This window comes from uncultured Paracoccus sp., assembly GCF_947487305.1.
Taxonomy (GTDB): Bacteria; Pseudomonadota; Alphaproteobacteria; order Rhodobacterales; family Rhodobacteraceae; genus Paracoccus.
The window spans coordinates 1-17,025 of sequence record NZ_CANKWH010000005.1; the positions used below are offsets into that span (position 1 = coordinate 1).

Sequence of the window (17,025 nt, forward strand, 5' to 3'; positions counted from 1 at the left end):
GCATCCGACGAGGGAGCTACTCCAGCGTCGATGATCTGGAGGGTGCAATCTACGACTACCTGCTCCAGCACAACGCCAAGCCCAAGCCCTTCGTCTGGAGCAAAAACGCCGATGACATCCTCGCCCGCGAACGCCGCGCCCTCAACGCCCTCGATGAAATCAGGGGCAACAGGTAAGAGGCGTCAGACTCAGAACACTAGTCCGCCTATGCGGCGCGACATCGATAGCGCCCGCCGGTAAATCAAACTAGAATGTTCATGGTTAATTAATATCCTTCCTGTCTCTGGAATTCAGCGTCACGATCAGTATGCTTGTTCCAAGTATATTGTCGAGAAACAGGTCTGCATTTACAATGAACATTGAAGACCATGAACGGTTCAGTCAAATATACCAGAAGCACCAGCGCAATTGTTGGTATCTCTATCCGGCGTATATGGCGCTGTCTCAGTTGCGGTCGGACGTTGAAATCACCGAAGAATATCACGCGGGTTCCGTCATCCTGTATCGGCAAAGCCAGCGCACGAACGGCACCGAGCTGGAGCTTTACACAACTCCAATGCCTTGCACCCCTGAAACGCTGCAGCATGCAATGCAACAGGTCCGGGACGCGAATCGCCGCAAGCGTGTGCGCATCAGATATGTAGAACGATCCGAAATGCCCGAGGTGGCGCGTGCGGGCTTTATTCTGCGGGCGCGTGAAGAGGAATCGCTCATGGACGGCGACAAGGTCCGGGCGCTTGAAGGTCCTGAATTCAGCCGCATTCGGCGCGAGATCGGCAAGACATCATCCCAGCCCGGTCTCCAATGCCGTGACTATCGTCCCGAGGACGAAGCCGGTTGCCTTGCCGTCCTCGGGCGCTGGCGTGACCGGCTGAAGCAGGCCGGCCTACCACTCGAAGGCGATCGATTGACGAGGAATTGCCTGCGCCATGCCGCCCATTGGCCGCGTCAGGCGATCCGGGGCCGGGTCTGCGAGATCGCCGGCGAAATTCGCGGCTTCACCTTCGCCGGTCCGATTACCCGCGAATGTGGGAATCTTTTTGTGGGTATATCGGATACCGATATTCGCGGGCTTGCCTATCTGATCCGCCATGATCAGCTTTTGGAATGGCCTGAGCTCGCCTATTTCAATCACGGTAGTGGTGCCGGCCGGTCGGGCCTGAATGCTCTGAAGGACGCCTTTCGTCCGTTCGACAAGGCACCCATCTACCGGGCTGTTTCCTCCTGAACCTTCGCAAGGACATCGTTATGGATCATGCACAGGCATCCTTCGCGGATGACGCCCTTGAGGGACTCTCGACAATCCAGCCCTCGGATTGCCAGATGTTTCGCGATGCCGTCGCCGCATCGGGCATTTCAGGCTGGTCCTATTTCTTCCCCTATCTGCTGCTCTTCAGCCAGTTGACCGGGGGCGACCGGCTTGTCTTCGAGACCGCGGGCCGCGCGATCCTGGTCTACCGGCTGTCGCGGAAACCGGACGGGGTTCGCCTGTCCCTGCTGGTGCCTCCCTTCCCCTTCGACGCCGCGGCGCTGGATCACGCCGGGGCGAGGATGGAGGCGGTGAATGCCGATCGCCGCCAACGCATCCTGCGCGTCCCCGACGCCGCGGCCTGGCAGGTCGCACGCGAGGGCTTCAGCCTGCGTTTCAACACCGACGAGTACATCTATGACGCCGAAGACGTCACCCGGATGAGCGGCAGCCCCTATGCCAGCCTGCGGCGGAAGATCGGGCGCTATCGATCCACAGACCTGACCGCCCGCCCCTATCGCCAGACCGACCGCCCTGAATGCGAGGCGCTACTGGAAGCGTGGCAGCTCGGTCTGAAGCGGCGTGGCATCAGCATCGGCCCCTATCGCGCCTATACCCGACTCTGCCTCGCGTGCGCCGATATCAGCCCGGAGGTCCTTCGAGGAGAGGTCATTCGCGTAGATGGCGCTGTCGCGGCCTTCACCTTTGGCGGCCCGATCAACGCGCAGATGTCCAGCATGTTCATCACCGTCTCGGACCACGCGCAGCCGGGTCTGGCCTATCTGCAACGCCAACGGTTCATCGCTGGCGATGCGGGCTCGACGCCATTGTTCAACGACTTTTGCGACAGCAAGCGTCCCGGTATGGCGCAAATGAAGCGCAGTTTTCGCCCGGTCGCGATGCATTCACTGTTCAACGCGGCGCGCGGGTGACGAACTCAAAAGGCGACCCGCCTTAACCCGCCGCTTCCGCCGCGATCTGCGCCTTCGACTTCCGCCCGCGCTCGGTCGCGGATTTCAGCTGGCCGCAGGCGGCCATGATATCCTCGCCGCGTGGCGTGCGGATCGGGCTGGCATAGCCGGCCTTGTGGACGATGTCGGCAAAGGCCTCGATCCGTTCCCAGCTCGAGCGCTTGTAGGGCGCGCCGGGCCATTCGTTGAAGGGGATCAGGTTGATCTTGGCGGGAATGCCCTGGATCAGCTTGACCAGCCGCCTTGCGTCGGCGTCGCTGTCATTCACCCCGTCCAGCATCACATATTCAATGGTAATCCGCTCGCTGTTCGACAGGCGCGGATAGTCCCGCAGCGCATCCAGCAGCGTGGCGATGTTCCAGCGCTTATTGATCGGCACCAGCTTGTCGCGCACCTCGTCGGTGGTGGCGTGGAAGCTGACGGCCAGCAGGCAGCCGATTTCCTCGGCGGTGCGGGCGATCTCGGGCACGACGCCGCTGGTCGACAGCGTGATCCGGCGGCGCGAGAGGCTCAGCCCCTCGTTATCCATCACCACCTTCATCGCGTCGCGCACGCCCTCGAAATTATACAAGGGCTCGCCCATACCCATCAGCACGACATTGCTGATCAGCCGGGTCTCGTCCTTGGGCCCGCCCTGAACCGGCCATTCTTCCAGGTCGTCGCGCGCCACCATCAGCTGGCCGACGATCTCGCCCGGGGTCAGGTTGCGCACCAGCTTCTGCGTGCCGGTATGGCAGAAGGAGCAGGTCAGCGTGCAGCCGACCTGCGACGACACGCACAGCGTGCCGCGATTCTCTTCCGGGATATAGACCGCCTCAACCTCATGGCCGCCGGCGATGCGCAGCAAATACTTGCGGGTGCCGTCGGCGCTGACCTGCCGAGTCACCACCTCGGGCAGCGCGATCTCGAACTTTTCGGCCAACAGCGCGCGGTAATCCTTGGCCAGGTTGGTCATCAGCGCGAAATCGCGGACGCCCCAGTGATAGGTCCACTGCCAGACCTGCCCCACCCGCATCTTCGCCTGCTTTTCCGGCGTGCCGGCGGCGATCAGCGCCTCGCGCAGCTGGTCGCGGGTCAGGCCCACGATATTCGTGCGACCGCCCTCGGGCAGCTTGCGGGGAATGGTCAGGACATCCTGCGTGATAGGGGCGGACATGGGGTTACCGGCAATGAGGAAAGAGCTGCAGATAAGGGAAAAGGGCCGGCAATTCAACCGACCCTTTCATCCGTGCAGAAATAACCCGGCGGAGTCACCGAAAGGCGACGGGGGCGGCGCCCCCGGACCACTGGTTACTTGCAGCGTTCCTTCGCCGTATTGGTCGCGGCGGTGATGCCCGACAGGCTGAACGTGTCCTGCGTCTGGGTGCCGCGCGACGAGCGGCCGGTGATCGTCGCCGAGGAGCCCGCGCGCAGCGCGCCGATCAGCTTGCCGTCTTCCGACGGGCTGCCGGTCCAGGCGCTTTCGCCCTCGGTGAACAGGTTGAACTTCTGCCCGCCGATATCCACCTCGACGGTCGAGTCGGGCGCGAAGGGATAACCGCCGGTGAACGAGACCTCGCCGTCCTGCCCCGGGCGATAGGCAATATACAGCCGGATGTCGCTGCGCGTCACCTCGACTGCCTGGCCGTCGCGGGTGTTGACCGTCGACTTCGGCGGCGACACCGCCCAGCATTCCTTGGGGCTGTCGGCGGCGAAGACGGTCCAGTCGCCCTCGGTCGCCACGACGTTGTTGGATTCCTGCGCCTGCGCGGCGGTCAGGCCGCCCGCAGCTACTGCAATGGCCAACATGCCGCGCAGCGTAAATGGTTTCATGCTCTGGCCTCCTGCCAAATCGCCTGTTTGCCGGCGTTGTTTCCGATTGCGATGGTGTTTTCAACCGACTGCCGGCAGGATAGCCCAAGATCGAGGGCGCGAAAAAGGCCCATTGGCGGGAAATCGCGCAATTGTCAGGGGAAATTTGGAATGTCGGCTGTTGATCTGATCGAGTTGTGGCGCGGCGGGATGCTGGAAAGCGTGCATCGCGGCCATGCGGTGATCTGCGACCCCTCGGGCGTGGTCGAGGCCTGGGGCGATCCCGGGGCGGTGATCTTTCCCCGCTCGTCCTGCAAGATGATCCAGGCCCTGCCGCTTCTGGAAAGCGGTGCGGCTGCGGCGGCCGGGCTGCGCCCCGAACAGCTGGCCCTGTCCTGCGCCAGCCATAACGGCGCCGCCATCCATGTCGAACGGGTGGACAGCTGGTTGAAAACCCGCGGGCTGTCCGAGCGTGACCTGCGCTGCGGCTCGCATATGCCGGGCGACCGGATCGAGGCGGCGCGGCTGACCTGCGCCGGCGCCAGCCCCTGCCAATTGCACAACAACTGCTCGGGCAAGCACGCGGGTTTTCTGACGCTGAACCAGCATCTCGGCGGCAATTCGGAATATGTCGAGCTTGATCATCCGGTGCAGCTGGCCTGCAAGGCCGCCTTCGAAGAGGTGACGGGCGAGACCAGCCCCGGTTTCGGCATCGATGGATGCTCGGCCCCGAACCATGCCGGCACGATCACCGGGCTTGCCCGCGCCATGGCGGCCTTTGCCGCCCCCGGCGGCGGGGCGAGGGGCGAGGCGATGGCCTCGCTGGTTCAGGCGATGTGCGCCTTTCCCGAACTCGTGGCCGGCGAGGGCCGCGCCTGCACCGCGCTGATGCGGGCGATGCAGGGCCGCGTTGCGGTCAAGACCGGGGCCGAGGCGGTCTTTGTCGCCATCATTCCCGAGAAGAAACTGGGCGTGGCGCTGAAAATCCTCGACGGCGGCACCCGGGCCAGCGAAGCGGCGATCACCGCCCTCTTGGTGCATCTGGGTGTGCTCGACGCGGATCATCCGGTGGTCGAGACCTATCTGACCGGCGACCAGAAGAACTGGCGCGGCATCGTCACCGGCCAGTTGCGGCGGGCCAAGGGTTTTCCGGTCTGAGATGCGTCACAACCGACGATCTCAGACCAGGTCCCCTAGCCTCGGCGCGCGCGGTCGGATTTTGCGGTGCTGAAGACCACGCGGCTCAGCCGCCGGCTTTTTCGCGCTGGCCTTCCTGAAGGCAGATATTGTCCGCAGTCTTGACATCCATACTGTTGGGCCGGCTGATGGCACGGTCCCAGATCACCTGCTCATGGGTATAAAGCTGGCAGGTCACCGGACCCGCCTCGGTCTGGACGACAACCGGCGTCGTCTCGTAGTCACGCGGATCAAGCGAACAGGCGGCAAGAAACAGACTCGTCAAGGCGATCGACACAGGCTTAACAGGCATCCTTACGGTCCTTCATGGCGGCCCAGAGGGGCCAGGGCTATGTCCCGGACAAGCACGGCAGGCAGCCTATCGACAGAAGTGCCGCCGCGATTCCGGAGTTCGCACAGTCAACAACGCCATGCCACTGGTGTAAAAGGAAAATTATCTCGAACTTTCAAAACCTGTCCTTTTCTACGGGTCAGATAGTCAGAGACGATGTGAAAGCCTGACACAGGTCAATTGGATGGCCTTCTTCCATGCAATTCAACCACCATGCGTTCGCGCTCCACATCAGGCCAACTCGCCTGCGCGAATTGCCTGGCTACTTGCCAGCACTCCAGCTGGCCGAGACGCTGTTGCGCGTGGTGAATTCTGCCATCAGACCGATCATCGTCACCGCGATGGTGAAATAGATCGGGTATTCCAGATTGGTCTTGTGCGGCACATAGTTGATGAAGGCGAAGCCGCGCATCTGGTCGATGATGTGGAAAAGCGGGTTCCACTCGAAATAGGGCAGCATGAAGTTGGGCAGGGTATTGGCGACGAACATCTTGCCCGAGGCGATCATGTTCAGCCGCGAATAGATACTGGTCAGCAGCCCTGCCGCCTTGGGCGCCCAGGGCCGGATCGACAGGAAAACCAGACCCACCGCGCAACCCGACAGCCACGCCAGCACCAGCAGCGCGAGGCAGGCGACCCAGTCATTGACGACGACGGGCGTGACCGCAGCATGATAGACCCACAGGATCACGATACAACTGAGGATCTGCTTGTAGAGCACCGCAACGGCGGCACCGGCGATCATGACCGCCGAACTCATCGGTCCGTGTTTGGTCATCCCCGAGGTCAGCGCACCCGAACTCGACACAGCCGACGTGCCTTGGACATGGGTGACGAAGACAAAGATGCCGGTCATGATGAAGACCATGAAATCGCCCCTGATGGGCGAGGTCCGCACGCCGATGACGTAGTAGAGCAGGAAGAACGCCACCACCATCAGCGAGGATTGGATGATGGTCAGCAGCAGCCCGATCAGCGGATTGGTGTGTTCCTTGCGCAGGTTGTAGACGATCTGGAAATAGATCAGCAGCAGCGTGTTATACGCCGCCTCGAGCATGTTCCGGTTGCGGTGCTGAACGAACAACGGCGAGTAAACCCGGGCTAAGGCCAATGCGCCGGGGGCGCTTGCTCATCCCCGGTCGCGCGATCATAAGTGGGGAAAGGTGAAGATTCAATCAGCGGCGGCTGTGGTCGCCCTGGCAGAAAAGGCAGGACTTTATGGAATTCGACCGATTGTCAGCCGAGATGCGCCGGCTTGCGCTGGCGGCAGGCGCGAAGATCATGGACATCTATGACGCCGAGGATTTCGAGGTGCGTTCCAAGTCCGACGCCTCGCCCGTCACCGAGGCGGACGAGGCCGCAGACGCGCTGATCTCGGCGGGGCTGCGCGCGGCCTTTCCCGACATCGCGCTGGTGACCGAGGAACAGGCCGCAACGCACGAGGTGGCGGCGACCAGTTTCCTGATCGTCGACCCGCTGGACGGCACCAAGGAATTCGTCCAGCGTCGCGGCGATTTCACCGTCAACATCGCCTATGTCGAGAACGGCGTGCCGCTGCGTGGCGTGGTCTATGCCCCGGCCAAGGGGCGGCTTTTCTATACCACGGCTGACGGCCGCTCGGTCGAGGAGATGGGGCCCTTCGGCGAGACGCCGGGCGAGACCCATCCGATCGGGGTGAACCCGATGCCCGACAATCGCGGGCTGATGGTGGTGGCGTCGAAATCGCACCGCGATGCGGCGACCGATGACTATATCGCCCGGTACGGCGTGCGCGACATGACCAGCGCGGGATCGTCGCTGAAGTTTTGCTTGGTTGCGACGGGCGAGGCCGATCTCTACCCCCGGCTTGGCCGGACGATGGAATGGGACACGGCAGCCGGCGATGCGGTGCTGCGCGGTGCCGGTGGCGAGGTGGTGCGTTTCGATGACCATACGCCGCTGACCTATGGCAAGCCGGCCTTCGAAAACCCCTTCTTCATCGCCTTCGCCCCGGGCGTGCTGCTGGTCAAGGACTGAGACATGTCCGTGGTCATCATCATCCCCGCCCGCCACGCCTCGACCCGCTATCCGGGCAAGCCGCTGGTGCCGCTGAAGGGCGCGGGCGGTCAGGCCCGGACACTGATCCGACGCAGCTGGGATGCGGCCATGGCGGTGCCGGGCATCGACCGGGTGGTGGTCGCCACTGATGACGAGCGAATCCGCGATCATGCCCTGGGCTTCGGCGCCGAGGTGGTGATGACCGCGACCACATGTCGCAACGGCACCGAGCGCTGCGCCGAGGCGATCGCCAACCTGGGCATCTCGCCCGAGATCGTGGTGAACCTGCAGGGCGACGCGCCGCTGACCCCGGCCTGGTTCATCGAGGACCTGGTGCGGGGCCTGCGCGCCGCGCCCGAGGCCGATCTGGCGACCCCGGTGCTGAACTGCGACGGCCGGATGCGCGCCGACCTGATCGCCGATCGCCGCGCCGGACGGGTCGGTGGCACCACGGCGGTCTTTGGCCCCGACATGCACGCGCTCTATTTTACCAAGGAAGTCGTTCCCTTCGCCGCCGGCCCCTTTGCCGATGACGAGGAAACCCCGGTTCATCACCATGTCGGCGTCTATGCCTATCGCCCCGATGCGCTGGCGGCCTATGCCACCTGGCCCGAGGGCAAGCTGGAAAAGCTGGAAGGGCTGGAGCAGCTGCGCTTTCTGGAACAGGGGCGGCGGGTACAGTGTGTCAGGGTCGAATCGCAGGGCCGTGAATTCTGGGAACTGAACAACCCCGAGGACGTTGCCAAGCTCGAGGCAATGATGGCCCGCATGGGCATCGACTAGGCAAGACCGTATCGAGACTACAGTATAACGCCGCAAACGCATTGCATTAAGCAGTAACCCCTTGGTGTATTGATGCCATTGGGTCGATATAAGATAAGGTCGCCGCGCGACGCGGGCAGGCTGACGGCTGTTGGCAGCGATTGGCAGGAGACATGTGATGAGCCGCAAGGTTACCAAGGCGATCTTTCCGGTGGCGGGTCTGGGCACCCGGTTCCTTCCGGCAACCAAGAGCATCCCGAAAGAGATCATGACCCTGGTCGACCGGCCGCTGATCCAATACGCGATCGACGAGGCGCGGGCGGCCGGGATCAAGGAATTCATCTTCGTCACCTCGCGCGGCAAGGGCGCGCTGGAGGATTACTTCGACCACGCGCACGAGCTGGAAGCGAGCCTGAAGAAATCCGGCAAGACCGAGCTTCTGGAAACCTTGCGCGCCACCAACATGGAATCCGGCGCCATCGCCTATATCCGCCAGCACAAGGCGCTTGGCCTTGGCCACGCGGTCTGGTGCGCCCGGCGGCTCTTGTCCGAGGACGAACCCTTCGCGGTCATCCTGACCGATGACGTCATCATGGGGGAACCGCCCTGCCTGCAGCAGATGATCGAGGCCTATCGCGAGACCGGCGGCAGCATGGTCGCCACCATGGAGGTCGCGCCCGAGAAGGCGTCAGCCTATGGCGTGCTCGATATTGCCGAGGACATGGGCGCCATCGTCAAGGCCAAGGGCATGGTTGAAAAGCCGGCACCCGGCACCGCACCCTCGAACCTCGCCGTGATCGGCCGCTATATCCTTGCGCCGACGGTGATGCAGAACCTGAACAAGCTGAAGCAGGGTTCGGGCGGCGAGATCCAGCTGACCGATGCCATCGCCGACGAGATCGCCGAAGGGCGGGGCGTCTACGGCCTGCGCTTCCGTGGTCAGCGTTTCGACTGCGGCTCGAAGGCCGGTTTCCTGCAGGCGACGGTGGCCTTTGGCCTCGCCCGCGACGAACTGAAGGACGAGCTGGCCGAATTCCTGACCGATGTCGTCTCGATGCGGCGCGCGGCCGAGTAAGCGATGACCGATCATGTCCTGGTGACGGGCGGCGCGGGCTATATCGGCTCGCACGCCTGCAAGCAGTTGCGGGCGGCAGGCTATGTGCCGGTCACCTTCGACAATCTCGGCACCGGCTGGCGCGACGCGGTGAAGTTCGGCCCCTTCGTCCAGGGCGACCTGATGGATCCCGACGCGCTGGCACAGGCCTTTGCCCAGTATCGCCCGGTGGCGGTGATGCATTTCGCCGCGCTGAGCCAGGTCGGCGAGTCGATGACCGATCCCGGCCGCTACTGGCGCGAGAATGTCACCGGCGCGCTTAATCTGGTTCAGGCCGCACTGGCCGCCGGGTGCAAGCGGCTTGTCTTTTCGTCGACCTGCGCCACCTATGGCGATCATGACGGGGTGCTGCTGGACGAGACGACGGTGCAGCGGCCGCTGAACGCCTATGGCGGCAGCAAGCTGGCGATCGAGCAAATCCTGAACGATTTCGGGGCCTCGGACGGGCTGGAGACGGTGATCTTCCGCTATTTCAACGTCGCCGGTGCCGACCCCGAGGCCGAGATCGGCGAGTTCCACCGCCCCGAAACCCATCTGATCCCGCTGGTTCTGGATGCCGCCACCGGCAAGCGCGAGGCGCTGACCGTCAACGGCACCGATTATCCGACCCGCGACGGCACCTGCCTGCGCGACTATGTTCATGTGATGGATCTCGTTGACGCCCATGTGCTGGGCCTTCGCTGGCTCGAGGCCGGCAAGGGCAGCGCGGTGTTCTGCCTTGGCAGCGGCGCAGGCTTTACCGTGCGCGAGGTCATGGCCCGTTCGGCCGAGATCACCGGCCGCGAGATTCCCCTGCGCGAAGGGCCGCGTCGTGCCGGCGATGCGGTGAGCCTCGTCTCGGGCAGCCAGCGCGCCATCGACACGCTCGGCTGGCGGCCCGAACGCTCGACGCTGGACCAGATGATCGGGGATGCCTGGCGCTGGCATCAGGTGGGCGACTACCAGAAGTGAGCCGCAGCCCGACACCGCTACCGCGCCACAAGGACCTGTGGTGGGCCTATCGGTTGCGGTGGAAACGGCGGGACTATCTGTGGCGGGCCTTCCGCGCGCGGCGGGCACTGACCCGGCTGGCCGACCGCACTGCCGAGATCGCGCCGGGTGACATCCTCTGTGTCGCCACCCTGCGCAACGAGGCGATCCGCCTGCCCGGCTTTCTTCGCCACTACCGCAGCCTTGGCGTCAGCCATTTCCTGATCGTGGTGCATGACAGCGATGATGGCAGCGCCGAGATGCTGGCTGATCAGCCCGATGTCTCGGTCTGGACCACCCGGGCCTCCTATCGCGACAGCCGCTTTGGCCTCGACTGGTCGAACTGGCTGCTGGCGCGTTACGGCAAGGAGCACTGGTGCCTGACCGTCGATGCCGACGAGTTGCTGATCTATCCGCATTGGCAGGACCGGGGTCTGTCCGTGCTGACCGCGCATCTCGACCGGATCGGCCAGCCCGCGATGGGCGCGCTGATGCTGGACCTCTATCCCAAGGGGTCGGTGGATCAGGCCGCGACCGATAATCCGTTGGCCGGGCTCGACTGGTTCGACCCCGGCCCCTATCGCACGCAGATCCAGCATCCGAAATGGAACCGATGGGTGCAGGGCGGGCCGCGCGACCGGATGTTCTTTGCCGACCGACCCGAGAAGGCGCCGACGCTGAACAAGCTGCCGCTGATCCGCTGGCAACGGCACTATGCCTATTCGAACTCGACCCATGCCATCCTGCCACGCGACCTGAACACCTTCTATGACGGGCCGGGCGATCCGCGGCTGTCGGGCGTTCTGCTGCACACGAAATTCATGCCCGGCGCAGCCGCCCGCGCCGCTGAGGAAAAGCGACGGGGCCAGCATTTCAGCGAGGCGGCGAGTTATGACGCCTATTACGACGCGCTGAGCCTTGCGCCCGATCTGTGGCATCCGGCCTCGGTCCGGCTGACCGGCTGGCAGCAACTGGTCGATCTGGGACTGATGGCGGATGGCGGCTGGACGGCCGGATCGTCGCAGGGCGGCGAAAGTAACTGAACCGGCGGTTGAATGATGCTATGGATCGGCAAAAGAACCATCGGCAAATGGCCCCCTCGCCCGTGAGCAGTGCTTTCCGAACCACATACGACCGCCTCAAGCGCCGGGGCGAGCGGCAATATGCGCTGATGCGCGCGCTGCGCCGTGGCCGGCGGCTGCGGGCACTGGAGGATCGCAGCCGCCAGATCGCCCCAGCCGATATCCTTGTCTTCACCACGCTGCGGAACGAACGCCCGCGCCTGCCGTATTTTCTCGACTATTACCGCCGCATGGGCGTCGGTCATTTCCTGATGGTCGACAATGACAGCCAGGATGGCAGCGCCGACTATCTGGCCCTTCAGCCCGATGTCTCGGTCTGGCGGACCAGCGACAGCTACAAGGCCTCGCGCTTCGGCATGGACTGGATCAACGATCTCCTGCGCCGCTACGGCAGCGGCCATTGGTGCCTGACCGTCGATCCCGATGAATTCCTGATCTACCCCCATCACGATACCCGCCCGCTGCGCGCCCTGACCGATTGGCTCGATGCCAGCGGCGCACGCAGCTTTCCGGCGATGCTGCTGGACACCTATCCGCGGGGCCCGATCGAACACGCCATCTGCGCCGAGGGTCAGGACCCGCTGGACCTGGCCAACTGGTTCGATCCGGCCAATTACACTATCCGCAAGAACAGCTATTACGGCAATCTCTGGATTCAGGGCGGCCCGCGCGCCCGCTGCTTCTTTGCCGACAGCCCCAAAAACAGCCCGGCGCTGAACAAGATCCCGCTGGTGAAATGGCACTGGCGCCAGGCCTATGTCAGCTCGACCCACACGCTTCTGCCGCGCGGGTTGAACATGGTCTATGCGCAGGATGGCGGCGAGATGGCCTCGGGCTGCCTGCTGCATGCCAAGTTCCTGTCGAGCCTGACCCAGAAATCCGCCGAAGAGCTGGACCGCCGCCAGCACTATGCCGGCAGCAAGGAATACCGCGCCTATCACGCCCGGCTTGGCGAAAGCTCGAGTCTCTGGTGCGAGGAATCGCGCCAGTTCACCGATTGGCGGCAGCTGGTCGACATGGGGCTGATCTCGCCGGGGAACTGGGCATGAGCGCGGCAGAGGTGCAGCTGGGGGTCGTGCTTCTGTGTCATGACCGACTGGACTTGGCGGCCCGGATGGCGCGGATCTGGGCCGAGGGCGGCGCGCCGGTCGTGGTCCATGTCGATGCGCGGGTCGCCGCCTGCGATCATGAGGCGATGGTGCAGGCCCTGAAGGACCAGCCGCTAGTCCAGTTCTCGCCACGCCGCGCCTGCAACTGGGGCCGGTTCGATCTGGTGCAGGCGACGCAGGAGGCCAGCCGGCAGCTGCTGGACCAGCAGCCAGCGGTCAGCCATGTCTACCTTGCTTCCGGTTCCTGCCTGCCGCTGAGGCCAGTGGCGGAACTGACCGACTATCTGCGCTGCCATCCGGGGCGCGACCATATCGAAAGCGTCGCCGTCGAGGATGCCTTGTGGGCCATGGGTGGGCTGAACGAGGAACGCTTTACCCGCTATTTCCCCTTCGACTGGCGGCATCAGCGCTGGCGGTTCGACCGCTTTCTGGATCTGCAGCGCTGGCTTGGAATTCAGCGTCGGCTGCCCGCCGGGCTGGTGCCGCATCTCGGCTCGCAATGGTGGTGCCTGACCCGCCACACGCTGGACGCGATCCTGTCCGATCCGGACCGGGCCGCTCATGACCGCTTCTTCCGCCTCGCGTGGATCCCCGACGAGGGCTATTTCCAGACGCTGGCACGGAAGCACTCGCCCGAGATCGAAAGCCGCTCGCTGACGCTGGCGCGCTTTGACCTGAAGGGCAAACCCTACCTGCTTTACGACGACCACAGGCAGTTGCTGGAAGCATCCGGTGCCTTCGTCGCCCGCAAGGTCTGGCCCGGAGCCACGGGGCTGATGGACCATTTCCCGAAGGCCTCGGCGGCGGGGACCTCCGGCCGGCATCCCGACCCGCGCGGCATCGATCAGCTGTTCGCACAGGCTGCCGAGCGGCGGGCGCGGGGGCGTCCCGGTCTGCGGTCGCAGGGGCGCTTTCCCAACAAGGGCAGCGAAAACCAGCGGACGGCGGCGCCCTATGCCCTGTTCCAGGGCTTCGACGCGGTGATCCCCGGTTTCGAGGACTGGCTTGCCGGCCAACTCGATGCCGATGTGCACGGGCATCTGTTCCATCCCGACCGCGCCGAATTCGCCGGTCGTCCAGATGTCGGCCCCGGTGCCCTGTCCAGCAACCCGACGCTGCGGGATTACCACCCCGAGGCGTTTCTTGCCTCGCTGATCCGCTCGGGCAGCCGGATGCAGGTCTTCCAACACGGGCCGGGGGATGATCCCGGTCCGAACTGGTTCATCGCCGGCGATGCCAATGCCCGGCTGTCGGTCCTCACCGGCGCCTGGGTCGTCCCGCTGTTCCGCGCCGCCCTGCCGCTGGTCGAGGTCCGGCGGACCGCCGCGCTGCTGCAGCGCGCCGAGATCGAACAGACAGCCATCCTCACTTCACCCTCTACGCGCGCGCAGGTGCAGACCTGGGATCTGGCCGATTTCGTCGCCCGCCCCGAGGCCATTCTTGCCGAGGCACTGGGGCAGGTCGACCCCGTCATATCGCGGTCGCAGCGCCCCCTGCCGCCGATCCCCGACCTGTCGGGCCTCGGTGATTTCCTGCAGCGCCTGCGCAATGCCGGGCTGCGTCCGGCATTGACCGGGTCTTTCCCGCCGACCGATGCCTCGACCGAGGAAGGACCGACACCATGAGCCAGGATTTCCGCAGCTTTGTCATCTTCGCCGAGATGCGCACCGGCTCGAACCTGCTCGAGGCGACGATGAACGCGGTCAAGGGCGTCACCTGCTTTGGCGAAGCCTTCAACCCCTATATGCTCGGCTGGCCCGATGTCGACAAGCTGCGCGGCCTGACCATGGCCGAGCGCGAGGCCGATCCGCTGAAGCTTCTGGCGCTGCTGATGGACAAGCCCGGCCACCTGCCCGGTTTCCGCTATTTCCACGACCACGATCCGCGCGTCTTCGACGCGATCATGGCCGAGCGCAGCTGCGCCAAGATCATCCTGACCCGCAACCCGCTCGACAGCTATGTCTCGACCCGGCTGGCCTGGGAAACGAACCAATGGAAGCTGAACCAGACCGAGACGCCGATTCCCGCGAAGATCGACTTTTCCGGTGACGAGTTCCGCCGGATGCTGGGCGAGATCGAGGACTTCCTCGCCCGGGTCCAACGCGGCTTGCAGGTCACGGGCCAGACTGCCTTCTGGCTGACCTATGACGACCTGCGCAATGCCGAGGTGATGACCGGGATGATGCACTGGCTGGGCCGCGACGATCTGGACAAGGTCATGCCGGCGAACGACCAGGTGCCGCAGAACCCGCGCGAGATGGCCGAGAAGGTCGAAAATGTCGACGAGATGCAGGCGGCGCTGGCGGCGATGGACCCGTTCGGCCTGTCGCGCATCCCGACCTTCGAGCCGCGCCGTGGCCCCGCCGTCCCCTCCTTCGTCGCCGCCGATGCCGGGGCGGGGCTGGTCTTCATGCCGGTGCGGGGCGGACCAACCAATATGCTGCGCGACTGGCTGGCCGGGCTTGGCCCGACGACCGGCGACTTCACCCAGAACAGCCTGCGCCAGTGGAAGCGCGCCCATCCCGGCCATCGCAGCTTTACCGTGCTGCGCCACCCGCTGCGCCGGGCCTGGACCGCCTTCCGCGCGTTGGTCGAGGGCGAGAATGCCGAGCTGCGGCAGTTGATGCGCGATCTGCATCGCGTGCCGCTGCCCGAGGAAGCGGCGTTGGCTGACATGGGCGCCGACCAGTCGGCGGCGCTGTTTGCGGATTTCCTGAACTTCCTCAGGCGCAACCTGAACGGCCAGACCACGCTCAGCACCCATCCGGGCTGGGCCAGCCAGACCGAGGTGCTGGCCGGTTTTGCCCGCTTCGCCACGCCAGACCTGCTGCTGCGCGAAGATCGGCTGGCCGAGGAGATCGGCTGGCTTGCGGCTTCGGTGGGACTAAACCCCAGAAAGGCTGGTCTGCCTGCAGCCGAGAGCTTCCCCGATTTCCTTGCCGATCCGTCACTGCAGAAGGCCGCCAAGGCGGCCTATCTGCGCGATTACGTGTCCTTCGGCTTCGACGATCCGGCCTGAAGCAGCGCCGCGATCTCGGCCTGCCGGTGCCGGACCAGCGCCGGATTGCCCATGGCTTCGACGTTCAGCCGGACCAGCGGCTCGGTATTCGAGCGGCGCAGGTTGAAGCGCCAGTCGTGAAATTCCAGCGACAGCCCGTCCTGATCCTCGCGCTTCAGGGCCTTGGGGCCAAATTCCGCGATCACCCGGTCGATCGCCGCCGCCGGATCGTCGAGGACGAAGTTCACCTCGCCCGAGGACGGGAACATCCGCATCCGCTCGGCCAGCAGATCCGTCAGCGAAACGCCCTTGCGCGACAGCAGCTCGACCACCAGAAGCCAGGGGATCATGCCGCTGTCGCAGAAGAAGAAGTCGCGGAAATAGTGATGCGCCGACATCTCGCCGCCATAGATCGCGCCTTCTTCGCGCATGGTCTGCTTGATGAAGGCATGGCCGGTCTTGGACTGCACCGCACGCCCGCCGGCCCCGGCGATGACGGCGCGGGTGTTCAGGACCACGCGCGGGTCATGGACGATCTTCTCGCCCGGCGCCTTCTCCAGAAAGGCCGCCGCCAAGAGGCCGACGATATACTCGCCGGGGATGAACCCGCCCTCGGCGTCGAAGAAGAAGCAGCGGTCGAAATCGCCATCCCAGGCCACGCCCAGATCGGCGCCCGCCGCCCGCACCGCCTCGGCCGTCATCGGCTGGTTCTCGGGCAGAAGCGGGTTCGGGATGCCGTTCGGAAAGCCCGGGTCGACCTGATGGTTCACGCGCACAAACGTCAGCGGCGCGCCGCGCGCGGCCAGTTCGGCGGCAATCGCATCGAAGGTCGGGCCAGCGGTGCCATTGCCGGCATTGACGAGAATGGTCATCGGTCGCAGCGCCGCGACATCGATGAAATCGACCACGGCGCGGGCATAGTCTGCGCGCAGCGCGCGGCCGTCCAGCACCTCGCCTTGCCGCTCCGGGGCGCTGAAATCGCCCGACCGCGCCAGCGCCGCCAGCGCCGGCAATTCGGTTCCCGGGTCCAGCGGCGCGGAACCGGGCCCGACCAGCTTCATGCCGTTATAGTCGATGGGGTTGTGCGAGGCCGTGACCTCGATCCCGCCATCGGCGCCGGACTGGCCGGTGGCGAAATAGACCTCTTCGGTGCCGGCAAGACCCAGATCCAGCACATCGGCCCCGCCCTCGGTCAGACCCCGGATCAGCGCCGCCGCCAGTTCGGGCGACGAGGCGCGGCTGTCGCGCCCGACCACCACCCGGCGGGCCTTGCGGCTTTGGGCAAAGGCGCGACCGACGCGCCAGGCGATATCGGCATCCAGATCGACGCCCAGCCGGCCACGCAGGTCGTAGGCCTTGAAACAGGTAATCTCGCGATAGCCCTGCGGCTGAGCCTGATCCATTTCCGCGCCCTT

16 protein-coding genes are annotated in these 17,025 nt (G+C 64.9%); 11 read left to right on the top strand and 5 right to left on the bottom strand.

Annotated features, from left to right (window positions below):
• The first annotated feature begins 352 nt into the window (after positions 1 to 352).
• Both Q1A36_RS07610 and Q1A36_RS07615 read left to right on the top strand, forming a co-directional pair.
• Positions 353 to 1,228, top strand: a complete 876-nt coding sequence (locus tag Q1A36_RS07610; RefSeq protein ID WP_299841627.1) for a hypothetical protein — start codon at positions 353 to 355, stop codon at positions 1,226 to 1,228.
• 20 nt (positions 1,229 to 1,248) lie between these two features.
• Positions 1,249 to 2,181 carry a phosphatidylglycerol lysyltransferase domain-containing protein gene (locus Q1A36_RS07615; protein WP_299841629.1) on the top strand — a complete coding sequence of 311 codons (933 nt, stop codon included), beginning with the start codon at positions 1,249 to 1,251 and terminating at the stop codon, positions 2,179 to 2,181.
• A 22-nt stretch (positions 2,182 to 2,203) separates the two neighbouring features.
• On the opposite strand, the gene rlmN is transcribed toward Q1A36_RS07615, so the two are convergent.
• Positions 2,204 to 3,376 (bottom strand): 23S rRNA (adenine(2503)-C(2))-methyltransferase RlmN, encoded by a 1,173-nt coding sequence (gene rlmN / locus Q1A36_RS07620; protein ID WP_299841631.1) that lies wholly within the window; start codon positions 3,374 to 3,376, stop codon positions 2,204 to 2,206.
• Between the two features lie 134 nt (positions 3,377 to 3,510).
• Positions 3,511 to 4,008, bottom strand: a complete 498-nt coding sequence (locus Q1A36_RS07625; RefSeq protein ID WP_101753374.1) for an invasion associated locus B family protein — start codon at positions 4,006 to 4,008, stop codon at positions 3,511 to 3,513.
• Positions 4,009 to 4,182: 174 nt separating this feature from the next.
• Here Q1A36_RS07625 and Q1A36_RS07630 point away from each other — a divergent pair, with 174 nt between their 5' ends.
• Entirely contained in the window at positions 4,183 to 5,169 is a 987-nt protein-coding gene (locus tag Q1A36_RS07630; protein ID WP_299841633.1) for an asparaginase, read from the top strand.
• Positions 5,170 to 5,254: 85 nt separating this feature from the next.
• On the opposite strand, the gene Q1A36_RS07635 is transcribed toward Q1A36_RS07630, so the two are convergent.
• Complete coding sequence (locus Q1A36_RS07635; protein ID WP_299841635.1) at positions 5,255 to 5,473, bottom strand: hypothetical protein; 219 nt, start codon at positions 5,471 to 5,473, stop codon at positions 5,255 to 5,257.
• A 328-nt stretch (positions 5,474 to 5,801) separates the two neighbouring features.
• Positions 5,802 to 6,596 (bottom strand): ABC transporter permease, encoded by a 795-nt coding sequence (locus tag Q1A36_RS07640; RefSeq protein ID WP_299841637.1) that lies wholly within the window; start codon positions 6,594 to 6,596, stop codon positions 5,802 to 5,804.
• A 161-nt stretch (positions 6,597 to 6,757) separates the two neighbouring features.
• On the opposite strand from Q1A36_RS07640, the gene cysQ reads away from it, so the two are divergent.
• The 8 genes from cysQ to Q1A36_RS07680 all read left to right on the top strand — a co-directional run bounded on the left by cysQ (position 6,758) and on the right by Q1A36_RS07680 (position 15,631).
• The gene (gene cysQ / locus Q1A36_RS07645) at positions 6,758 to 7,555 is read left to right on the top strand and encodes a 3'(2'),5'-bisphosphate nucleotidase CysQ (RefSeq protein ID WP_299841639.1); all 798 of its coding nucleotides are present in this window, start codon (positions 6,758 to 6,760) and stop codon (positions 7,553 to 7,555) included.
• A 3-nt stretch (positions 7,556 to 7,558) separates the two neighbouring features.
• Positions 7,559 to 8,359, top strand: a complete 801-nt coding sequence (locus Q1A36_RS07650; RefSeq protein WP_299841641.1) for a manno-octulosonate cytidylyltransferase — start codon at positions 7,559 to 7,561, stop codon at positions 8,357 to 8,359.
• Positions 8,360 to 8,516: 157 nt separating this feature from the next.
• A complete protein-coding gene (locus Q1A36_RS07655) occupies positions 8,517 to 9,413 on the top strand; it encodes a UTP--glucose-1-phosphate uridylyltransferase (protein ID WP_101753368.1) in 897 nt (298 codons plus the stop codon).
• Between the two features lie 3 nt (positions 9,414 to 9,416).
• Complete coding sequence (gene galE, locus Q1A36_RS07660; protein ID WP_299841644.1) at positions 9,417 to 10,403, top strand: UDP-glucose 4-epimerase GalE; 987 nt, start codon at positions 9,417 to 9,419, stop codon at positions 10,401 to 10,403.
• Complete coding sequence (locus Q1A36_RS07665) at positions 10,400 to 11,464, top strand: glycosyltransferase family 2 protein (protein WP_299841646.1); 1,065 nt, start codon at positions 10,400 to 10,402, stop codon at positions 11,462 to 11,464. Before galE ends, Q1A36_RS07665 begins: the two co-directional genes overlap by 4 nt.
• Positions 11,465 to 11,592: 128 nt before the next feature.
• Complete coding sequence (locus Q1A36_RS07670; protein ID WP_299842257.1) at positions 11,593 to 12,552, top strand: glycosyltransferase family 2 protein; 960 nt, start codon at positions 11,593 to 11,595, stop codon at positions 12,550 to 12,552.
• Positions 12,549 to 14,237 (top strand): beta-1,6-N-acetylglucosaminyltransferase, encoded by a 1,689-nt coding sequence (locus Q1A36_RS07675; protein ID WP_299841648.1) that lies wholly within the window; start codon positions 12,549 to 12,551, stop codon positions 14,235 to 14,237. Before Q1A36_RS07670 ends, Q1A36_RS07675 begins: the two co-directional genes overlap by 4 nt.
• The gene (locus Q1A36_RS07680) at positions 14,234 to 15,631 is read left to right on the top strand and encodes a hypothetical protein (RefSeq protein WP_299841650.1); all 1,398 of its coding nucleotides are present in this window, start codon (positions 14,234 to 14,236) and stop codon (positions 15,629 to 15,631) included. The genes Q1A36_RS07675 and Q1A36_RS07680 overlap by 4 nt, the downstream gene beginning before the upstream one ends.
• On the opposite strand, the gene Q1A36_RS07685 is transcribed toward Q1A36_RS07680, so the two are convergent.
• Entirely contained in the window at positions 15,598 to 17,013 is a 1,416-nt protein-coding gene (locus Q1A36_RS07685; protein ID WP_299841652.1) for a phosphomannomutase, read from the bottom strand. The genes Q1A36_RS07680 and Q1A36_RS07685 overlap by 34 nt on opposite strands.
• Between the last annotated feature and the right edge of the window lie 12 nt (positions 17,014 to 17,025).